The sequence below is a fragment of the Kitasatospora sp. NPDC098663 genome (assembly GCF_044760075.1).
Lineage (GTDB): Bacteria > Actinomycetota > Actinomycetes > Streptomycetales > Streptomycetaceae > Kitasatospora.
In genome coordinates, this window is record NZ_JBIWAP010000026.1 from 132412 (window position 1) to 139828 (window position 7417).

8 protein-coding genes are annotated in these 7417 nt (G+C 71.4%); 7 read left to right on the forward strand and 1 reads right to left on the reverse strand.

Annotation, left to right across the window (positions count from 1 at the left end; genetic code table 11):
* Positions 1–294 precede the first annotated feature (294 nt).
* The 4 genes from ACIQVZ_RS26680 (at position 295) to ACIQVZ_RS26695 (ending at position 4359) form a co-directional block, all read left to right on the forward strand.
* Entirely contained in the window at positions 295–948 is a 654-nt protein-coding gene (locus ACIQVZ_RS26680; protein WP_063349384.1) for a response regulator transcription factor, read from the forward strand.
* Between the two features lie 131 nt (positions 949–1079).
* Positions 1080–2363 (forward strand): HAMP domain-containing sensor histidine kinase, encoded by a 1284-nt coding sequence (locus tag ACIQVZ_RS26685; protein ID WP_350880055.1) that lies wholly within the window; start codon positions 1080–1082, stop codon positions 2361–2363.
* 239 nt (positions 2364–2602) lie between these two features.
* Complete coding sequence (locus ACIQVZ_RS26690) at positions 2603–3586, forward strand: acyl-ACP desaturase (RefSeq protein ID WP_402453288.1); 984 nt, start codon at positions 2603–2605, stop codon at positions 3584–3586.
* 473 nt (positions 3587–4059) lie between these two features.
* Positions 4060–4359: a DUF4193 domain-containing protein gene (locus tag ACIQVZ_RS26695; RefSeq protein WP_030057692.1), complete on the forward strand. Its 300-nt coding sequence runs from the start codon at positions 4060–4062 to the stop codon at positions 4357–4359.
* Positions 4360–4645: 286 nt separating this feature from the next.
* Here ACIQVZ_RS26695 and ACIQVZ_RS26700 read toward each other — a convergent pair whose 3' ends face one another.
* The gene (locus ACIQVZ_RS26700; RefSeq protein WP_402453289.1) at positions 4646–5095 is read right to left on the reverse strand and encodes a DUF3093 domain-containing protein; all 450 of its coding nucleotides are present in this window, start codon (positions 5093–5095) and stop codon (positions 4646–4648) included.
* Between the two features lie 135 nt (positions 5096–5230).
* On the opposite strand from ACIQVZ_RS26700, the gene ACIQVZ_RS26705 reads away from it, so the two are divergent.
* The 3 genes from ACIQVZ_RS26705 (at position 5231) to ACIQVZ_RS26715 (ending at position 7146) form a co-directional block, all read left to right on the forward strand.
* Entirely contained in the window at positions 5231–5809 is a 579-nt protein-coding gene (locus ACIQVZ_RS26705) for a PaaI family thioesterase (protein ID WP_063351415.1), read from the forward strand.
* Entirely contained in the window at positions 5806–6273 is a 468-nt protein-coding gene (dut, locus tag ACIQVZ_RS26710; RefSeq protein ID WP_350880049.1) for a dUTP diphosphatase, read from the forward strand. The genes ACIQVZ_RS26705 and dut overlap by 4 nt, the downstream gene beginning before the upstream one ends.
* A 69-nt stretch (positions 6274–6342) precedes the next feature.
* A complete protein-coding gene (locus ACIQVZ_RS26715; protein ID WP_350880047.1) occupies positions 6343–7146 on the forward strand; it encodes a DUF3710 domain-containing protein in 804 nt (267 codons plus the stop codon).
* The last annotated feature ends 271 nt before the right edge of the window (positions 7147–7417 follow it).

Here is a 7417-nt window from a genome sequence, read left to right on the forward strand (position 1 = left end):
CCAGGGCCGGCGCGGATGAACGCACGGCGGGTGGGTGCGATCGGCCAAGAGCCAGATCGCGGGTGTGAAGCTGTCCTCCCCGCCGGGGGGATGGGGAAACCTTCCGGCCCGAGAAAGTTGCCTGTGTCACAGTCCAACCGGACTGGTCCCGGCACGAACGGTCACCACCCGCCGCCAACGCTCCGTGCCTGAGCGGCAGCTTATCGCTGCTTTACCGGCGGACCAGGCAGGATGGAGGCACCGTCGGAGCCGCGCGTCCGCTTCCGGGGCCGGCCTGGAGAAGGGACAACGATCGTGCGGGTTCTCGTCGTCGAGGACGAGCAGCTGCTCGCCGAGGCTGTCGCCACCGGCCTGCGCCGCGAGGCGATGGCCGTCGACGTGGTGTACGACGGGGAGGCCGCGCTCCAGCGCATCGCGGTCAACGACTACGACGTCGTGGTCCTGGACCGCGACCTCCCACTGGTCCACGGTGACGACGTCTGCCGCAAGGTGGTCGAACAGGGACTGGCCACCCGGGTGATCATGCTGACCGCCTCCGGCGACATCAGCGACCGGGTCGAGGGCCTGGAGATCGGCGCGGACGACTACCTTCCGAAGCCGTTCGCCTTCAGCGAACTCGTCGCCCGGGTAAGGGCGCTGGGCCGCCGCGCGACCGTTCCGCTGCCCCCGGTGCTGGAGCGGGCCGGCATCTCGCTCGACCCGGGCCGCCGCGAGGTGATCCGCGAGGGCCGCACCGTCCAGCTCGCCCCCAAGGAGTTCGCCGTCCTGGAGGTGCTGATGCGGGCCGGCGGCGCCGTCGTCTCCGCCGAGCAACTGCTGGAGAAGGCCTGGGACGAGCACACCGACCCGTTCACCAACGTCGTGCGCGTCACCGTGATGACGCTGCGCCGCAAGCTCGGTGACCCGCCGGTGATCGTCACCGTCCCGGGCTCCGGCTACCGGATCTGACTACCGGATCTGACCGGACCCGCCGGACCACCTGACCGGATCCGAGCGGACCGCACCGGATCCGGCCGCCGGACCCGGTCGGACCACCCCCACCCCGCGCCCGCCCCGGCGGACGCCCCGAGAGGACCATCATGACCACCCCGCCCCCGGCCGGCGGGCCCTCCGGCGCGCCCGCCGGCGGCCCGCGCGCCGTACCGCCCAAGCCCCAGCACCCCCCGCGCGCGCCCCAGTCCGGCCGCTACACCCCCGGCGACGGCATGCTCGCCTGGCTGCCCTTCCGGCCGACCATCCGGATGCGGCTCACCCTGCTCTACGGCGGCATGTTCCTGATGGCCGGCGTGGTCCTGCTGCTGCTGATGTACGTGTTCTTCCAGGACGCCGTGAACAACCTGGCGCCGCGCACGTTCCAGTTCGACGGCAGCCTGCGGGTCAACGGCGTCCCGATGAACAGCGCGCAGTTCAACCAGGAGCAGGCCGGCGACTACCTGCTGCGCTCCAACTCGGCGCTCAACACCCTGCTGCGCAAGTCGCTCACGATGCTGGTCTGCCTCGCCGTGATCGCCTTCGCGGCCGGCTACGCGCTGGCCGGCCGGGTGCTGCGCCCGCTCGGCCGGATCACCCGCACCGCCCGCGACGTCGCCTCCTCCGACCTGCACCGGCGGATCGAGCTGGACGGGCCGGACGACGAGCTCAAGGAACTCGCCGACACCTTCGACGACATGCTGGACCGGCTGGACCGGTCCTTCGACTCCCAGCGCCGCTTCGTCGCCAACGCCTCGCACGAACTGCGCACCCCGCTGGCGATCAACCGCACCCTGCTGGAGGTCCAGCTCTCCGACCCGGCCGCCTCGCCCGACCTCCAGCAGCTCGGCAAGACCCTGCTGGCCACCAACGAGCGCAGCGAACAGCTGGTGGAGGGCCTGCTGCTGCTCGCCCGCAGCGAGAACGAGCTGACCGACCGCCGCCCGGTGGAACTCTCCGAGGTGGCCACCCGCGCCCTGGAGCAGACCAGGGCCGAGGCGGACCGGCGCGAGGTCGAGCTGCGCTCCAAGCTCGCTCCGGCCGTGGTCGCGGGCAACGGCGTGCTGCTGGAGCGGCTGGCGCTCAACCTGCTGCAGAACGCCGTCCGGTACAACACCGCCGGCGGCTGGGTCGAGCTGGCCACTGCCGAGGTGCCCGGCGGCGGCGAGCTGGTGGTGTCCAACACCGGCCCGGTGGTGCCCGGCTACGAGCTGGAGCACATCTTCGAGCCGTTCCGCCGGGTCAAGGGCGCCGACCGCACCCGCAGCGACAAGGGGGTCGGGCTCGGCCTGTCCATCGTCCGCTCGGTGGTGCGCGCCCACGGTGGCACCATCGAGGCCACTGCGCGCGCCGGTGGCGGCCTCACCATGCGGGTCCGGATCCCCAACCCCTGACCCCGCCCGCCGGGCTCCTCCCGGGCCCGCCGCGCCCTCCCCGCCGCCGCGCTCCGTAAGCGACCGTTCACCGCCGCCCCCGTCAGGCCCGTCAAGACGACATAAGGCCTGGCGGGGGCGGCTTGTCATTTCCTGCCCGGGCAACTTACGGTGTCGTAACCTACGGAACCGTAAGTGCGTCGCAGACGTGCCCGCCCAACGCGCCCGTCCCGCGCGTGCCGTCCCCCAGGAGCAAGACCGTGACCATCGCCCCTGTGCAGAGCAGCGCCTCCCTCGGATCGACCGGCTGGACCGACGCCCGGCTGATCCTGGCCCTCGAAGAGGTCGTGGAGAAGGAGCTCAACCGCCACCTCGGCGTGGCCAAGGAGTGGATGCCGCACGAGTTCGTGCCGTGGAGCCAGGGCCGTGACTTCGACGGCGTGCTGGGCGGCGACGCCTGGGCCGTCGAGCAGTCCCAGGTGACACCGCTCGGCCGGGTGTCGCTGGTGGTGAACCTGCTGACCGAGGACAACCTCCCCAGCTACCACCACGAGATCGCCAGCATGTTCGGCCGCGAGGGCGCCTGGGGCACCTGGGTGCACCGCTGGACCGCCGAGGAGGGCCGGCACGGGATAGCCATTCGCGACTTCCTGCTCGCCACCCGGGCCGTCGACCCGGTGGAGCTGGAGCGGGCCCGGATGAGCCACATGTCCGAGGGCTTCGAGTCCGACAACGCGCACAGCATGCTGCAGTCGGTCGCGTACGTGGCCTTCCAGGAGCTCGCCACCCGCATCTCGCACCGCAACACCGGCAAGTACGCCGGCGACCCGCTCTGCGACCAGCTGCTGGCGAAGATCGCCAACGACGAGAACCTCCACATGGTCTTCTACCGGAACCTGCTGAAGGCCGCCCTGGAGATCGCCCCCGACCAGGCCATGCGGGCCGTGGCCGACGTGGTCACCGACTTCCGGATGCCCGGCCACGGCATCCCCGGCTTCGAGCGGGCCGCCGCGCAGATCGCCCTCGGCGGGGTCTACAACCTGCGCATCCACCACGACGACGTGCTGCAGCCGGTGCTGCGCCACCTGCGCGTGATGGAGATCGGCGGCCTCGGCCCGGAGGGTCTGATGGCGCAGAACGAGCTCGGCGTCTTCCTGGACGGGCTGGACGGTCAGGCACGCAAGTTCGAGGAGCGCCAGGCCGCGATCCTGGCCCGTCGGGCCGCGCGCCGGAGCGCCGACTAGGGTGTTCGGCGGAGCAGCCGAAGTGGGTGGATTTTCCGTGGTTTGCCCTGGAAGATTCTGAACGTGACCAAGCTCACATCGTGTCGCTCCGTGGTTTCACCCGACCTCGGAGAGTGATCACCCGAACGGGGGTGCCGATCGCAGTCCGTGACCGGATTTCGGGTCCGCACCCGGCCGGATGATTGGTCGGTACCCCAGGTGGGCAAGGGAACGGACGAGCATCAGTGCGGCCCGTGCTCACTGTGAGTGGCCGCCGAGCGGATGCTGGAGGAGGCTGGCGATGGCCCAGCGTGAGGCCTCCCACAGCCTGGTGGATCACCCCAACGGACCCCTGGCTGAGTGTCGATTGAGTAACAGGGCTTGAAGTAAGGCAAAATCTCCGCCTCGGGTCGGGCACAAGACCGACCCCCCATGCGTTACGTGCGCTGGAGATACCGCACACACCGCACAAACCCGGAGGGGGAGAGCGAACAATGGCAACGGACTACGACACCCCACGCAAGACCGACGACGAGCTCAACGAAGACAGCATCGAGGAACTCAAGGCTCGGCGGAACGACAAGGGCGGCGGCTCTGTCGACGTCGACGAGTTCGACGCGGCCGAGGGCATGGAGCTCCCGGGCGCAGACCTCTCGAACGAGGAGCTCGCGGTCCGGGTGCTGCCGAAGCAGGCCGACGAGTTCACCTGCATGAGCTGCTTCCTGGTGCACCACCGCAGTCAGCTGTACAGCGAGAAGAACGGCAACCCGATCTGCCGGGACTGCGGCGCCTGAGCACCGCGGCGGACAGGGCCCGGCACCCGCGGCTTCCGCGGGGCCGGCACAGCGCCCCTTCCGGCCCCGGGCAGCGGGGCCGGACGGCAGGTCCGGGAGCCGTCCTGACGGACGGCACCGGGAGGACGGAGTCGGCCATGAGCACGTCGGCCGGCACAAAGTCGTAGGGACGGTCCCGCATCAGCGGAACCGTCCCTCTCCGTTTTTCGGGCCTGTGCGCGTTTCGGGGCTGCCCCCGGGCGTGCGCGGGCCCTCCGCCAGGTGCTGGCCGGCAGGATCCGGCGCCCTAGGTGCGGGCGCCGCGACGGGCCTCCTCCAGCGCCTCCGCCAGCTTCATCGGCGAGCGGGTCGACAGGTAGAGGTAGGGCGTCGGGTCGGACGGGTCGGTCACCTCGATCCGCAGCGCCGTCGGGACGTAGCTGCGCAGCAGCATGAAGGCGCGCGGGTTGGCCTTCGGCCCGCGCCAGGCCACCGCCTCGGCGGGGCTCAGCGGGTGCGCGGCGCCCAGGGCGTCCACCGGGATCCGGGCCGGCCCGGCCACCAGTGAGCCCTGCACCACGCGGATCCGGACCGAGCCGTAGCTGCTGATCGCGACCGCGCCGGCGGCGATGCCGACCACCAGCCCGACCAGCGCGGCCAGACCGCTGACCCGCAGCAGGATCAGGGCGAGCGTGAGCCCGGTCGCGACCGGGAGCAGCCACCAGGAGCGCGGCACCGTGAGGCGTTCGTCGTACATGCCCCCATTGTGGGCGTCCTGACGTCGGTGCCGGGACGCCACCCCCACCGGCCGCGCGCCTACCCCTGGGTAGGCTGGGGCCCCGTGACCGGTTCGACCACCCCCACCGCCCCCGCCGACCGGCCGGCGCCCGCGCTGCCGCCGTCCCCGACCACCCCGCCGCCGGACGCCGTACTGCCGCCGCGCGCCCCCGAGGCGCCCGCCCCCGGCACCCGGCTCGGCTCCCACTACGAGCACTGCTTCGGCTGCGGACCGCAACACCCCGGCGGGCTGCGGATCGACGCGGTCGCCGGCGAGGGACTCGACGTCACCGCCGAGTTCGCCGTCCGGGACGTCCACCAGGGCGGCCCGGGCCTGGCCCACGGCGGAGTGCTGACCACCGCCATGGACGAGACCCTCGGCACGCTCAACTGGCTGCTGCACGCCCCCGCCGTCACCGGCCGGCTGGAGACCGACTTCCTCTGCCCCGTCCCGGTCGACTCGGTGCTGCACCTGCGCGCCTGGGTCACCGGCGTCCACGGCCGCAAGATCTACAGCGCCGCCGAGGCGCGCATCGGCGGCCCCGACGGACCGGTCGCGGTGCGTGCGCAGGCGCTCTTCATCCAGGTGAAGCTGGAACACTTCACCACGCACGGTCGTCCCGAGGACATCGAGAAGGTCCTCGACGACCCGGATCTGATGAAGCGCGCACGAGCCTTTGAGGTGAACCCTTGAGCAACACCCCCCGCCCGCCGCTGGACGTCCTGATCAGGCGCATCGACCCCGAGTTGCCGCTGCCCGCCTACGCGCAGCCCGGCGACGCGGGAGCCGATCTGCGCACCACCGTGGACGCCGAGCTGGCCCCCGGTGAGCGGGCCGTCCTGCCCACCGGCATCGCGATCGCCCTCCCGGACGGCTACGCGGCCTTCGTCCACCCCCGGTCCGGGCTGGCAGCTCGTTGCGGAGTTGCTCTCGTGAACGCCCCGGGGACGGTCGATGCCGGGTACCGTGGAGAGATCAAGGTGATCGTCGTCAATCTGGACCCGCGCGAGGGGGTCAGCTTCCGCCGAGGGGACCGGATCGCCCAGCTGGTGATCCAGCAGGTCGAGAAGGCCCGCTTCCACGAGGTGGCCGAGCTGCCTGGGTCGGCACGTGCCGAGGGCGGGTTCGGGTCGACCGGCGGCCACGCCGCGGTCTAGCATTCCCGCGGCCTCGCAGGAAGCCGAGCAGGTATTCGCATCGGTCTTGGACCGGGAAGGACAGTGACCGTGTTCCGTCGTCGCCAGAAGAGCGAGGACGCTGTCGAGCAGCTCGCCGACGACGCCATCAGCGCCGACGAGACGGCCGATGACGTCGAAGGTTCCGCCGAGAGCGAGAACGTGACCGAGCTGGACCCGTCCGACAAGGTCGGCCTGCCGCCGGCCCCGCGGCCGGACGGTCCGTGGGACCACTCCGAGCTGGAGAACCCCGAGGAGGGGCGAGTGGACCTCGGGGGTCTGCTGGTCCCCGGTGTCGAGGGCATGGAGCTGCGGGTGGAGGTCGCCGGTGACGCGATCGTCGCCGCGACCCTCGTCCTCGGCAACAGCGCCATCCAGCTGCAGGCCTTCGCCGCTCCCAAGTCGGAGGGCATCTGGGGGGAGGTCCGGGAGGAGATCGCCAACGGCATCACCGCGCAGGGCGGCCTCATCGAGGAGGAGGAGGGCCCGCTCGGCTGGCACCTCCGTGCGCAGGTCCCGGTGCAGCTGCCGGACGGCACCCAGGGCGTACAGCTGGTGCGCTTCGTCGGTTGCGACGGCCCGCGCTGGTTCCTGCGCGGTGTGATCTCGGGCCAGGCCGCCGTGCAGCCGGAAATGGCCGGGATCCTGGAGCAGGTCTTCCAGCAGACGGTCGTCGTCCGGGGCGAGAGCCCGATGGCGCCCCGCGACCCGATCGTGCTGAAGCTGCCCGAGGACGCCCAGATGGTCGCCGACGGCGGCGGTGCGGCTGCGGCGGCCGGGGAGGGCGACAACCGTTTCGGCAGCGCGGCCCTCGACCCGTTCGCCCGCGGTCCGGAGATCACCGAGGTCCGCTGACCTGGTCCGCGTCGCACTGATCGCCCCTGCCCGGGACCCTGGGCAGGGGCGATTTGCATGTGGCGGTCCTGTCCCCGTACAGTTCCGGAGTCGCCGCGAGAGAGCGGGGGCAAGCGGAAAGCGAATTCCGATGAATGAAACTCCGGAAAACGGAGCGGAAAACATCTGATAAGCTTGAAACACGAAAGAACGAAGCGCCCGGAGGGCCCGCTGGAAGGCGGTCCGAAGGAAGTGTCCGTTCCTTGAGAACTCAACAGCGTGCCAAAAGTCA

Bases quoted from the DNA above. Each gene is read 5' to 3' on its own strand.
- ACIQVZ_RS26695 (WP_030057692.1), top strand. From the start codon at position 4,060: ATGGCAACGGACTACGACACCCCACGCAAGACCGACGACGAGCTCAAC.
- ACIQVZ_RS26700 (WP_402453289.1), bottom strand. From the start codon at position 5,095: ATGTACGACGAACGCCTCACGGTGCCGCGCTCCTGGTGGCTGCTCCCG.
- ACIQVZ_RS26685 (WP_350880055.1), top strand. From the start codon at position 1,080: ATGACCACCCCGCCCCCGGCCGGCGGGCCCTCCGGCGCGCCCGCCGGC.